Here is a 1,281-nt window from a genome sequence, read left to right as displayed (position 1 = left end):
TGGAAGGCCATGTGGCACTCGTCGCCGCCGGAGGAGTAGTCGCCGAAGTAGTCGACGACGTCCTCCGGCCACTGGTTGGCCTCCGCCAGCAGCACGGTGTCCGGGTACATGGCGTCGATCTCACGGCGGACCCGCCTGAGGAAGGCGTGCGTGGCGGGCAGGTTCTCGCAGTTGGTGCCCTCTTCGGCGTAGAGATAGGGGACCGCGTCGAGGCGGTAGCCGTCGATCCCGAGGTCGAGCCAGAACCTCAGCGCCGCCAGGATCTCCTCCTGTACGGCCGGGTTCTCGTAGTTGAGGTCGGGCTGGTGCGAGAAGAAGCGGTGGAAGTAGTACTGGCCGCGCACCGGGTCGAAGGTCCAGTTGGAGGCCTCGGTGTCGACGAAGATGATCCGCGCGTCCTCGTACTGCTTGTCGTCGTCGGCCCACATGTAGAAGTCCCCGTACGGGCCGTCCGGGTTCTTGCGGGACTCCTGGAACCACGGGTGCTGGTCGCTGGTGTGGTTCATGACGAAGTCGATGATCACGCGCATGCCGCGCTGGTGGGCGGCGTCCACGAACTCCACGAAGTCGGCCAGGTCACCGAACTCCGGGAGTACCGCGGTGTAGTCGGAGACGTCGTAACCGCCGTCCCTGAGGGGGGATTTGAAGAACGGCGGCAGCCACAGGCAGTCCACGCCGAGCCACTGCAGATAGTCGAGCTTGGCGGTCAGGCCCTTCAGGTCGCCGACCCCGTCGCCGTTGCTGTCCTGGAAGGAGCGGACCAGGACCTCGTAGAAGACGGCGCGTTTGAACCACTCCGGGTCCCGGTCCTTGGCGGGGGTGTCCTCGAAGGTGTCGTGTACGGGTTCGTTGACGGTCATGAGGCTGCGGGCCCTCCGTTCTGGGGCGTCGATCGCCCGACGTGGAGCACGTGCGCCGGCGCGCTGCCGGGCGTCAGGCGCACGTAGTTGGTCCTGCCCCAGTGGTACGTCTCACCCGTCAGTTCGTCGTGCACGGACAGGGCGGCGTTCCAGTCCAGGCCGAGTTGCGGCATGTCCAACGAGACCGTGGCCTCCTGGGTGTGGTGCGGGTCGAGGTTGACGACCACGATGACCGTGTCCGTCCCCGAGCTCTTGCTGTAGGCGAGCACGGCGTCGTTGTCGGTCTGGTGGAAACGGAGGTCGCGCAGGCGCTGTAGCGCGGGGTGCTGCCGCCGGAGGGTGTTGAGCCGGGTGATCAGGGGTGCGATGGTCCGGCCGTCGCGTGCCGCCGCTTCCCAGTCGCGTGGCCTGAGCTGGTACT

At 66.9% G+C, this 1,281-nt stretch carries 2 protein-coding genes; both read right to left on the bottom strand.

Features of this window, described 5'->3' with window-relative positions:
* Nucleotides 1-860, bottom strand: an 860-nt coding sequence (locus tag AB0L59_RS42265; RefSeq protein ID WP_365593540.1) for an alpha-amylase family glycosyl hydrolase, incomplete at its 3' end; no start/stop codon positions are given.
* A partial coding sequence (locus AB0L59_RS42260; protein ID WP_365593537.1) for an alpha-glucosidase C-terminal domain-containing protein occupies nt 857-1,281 on the bottom strand: 425 nt, incomplete at its 5' end. The genes AB0L59_RS42265 and AB0L59_RS42260, both read right to left, overlap by 4 nt.

Origin of the sequence: Streptomyces sp. NPDC052109, assembly GCF_040680195.1 — a bacterium.
Lineage (GTDB): Bacteria > Actinomycetota > Actinomycetes > Streptomycetales > Streptomycetaceae > Streptomyces.
This window is presented reverse-complemented; position numbering and strand designations above follow the sequence as displayed.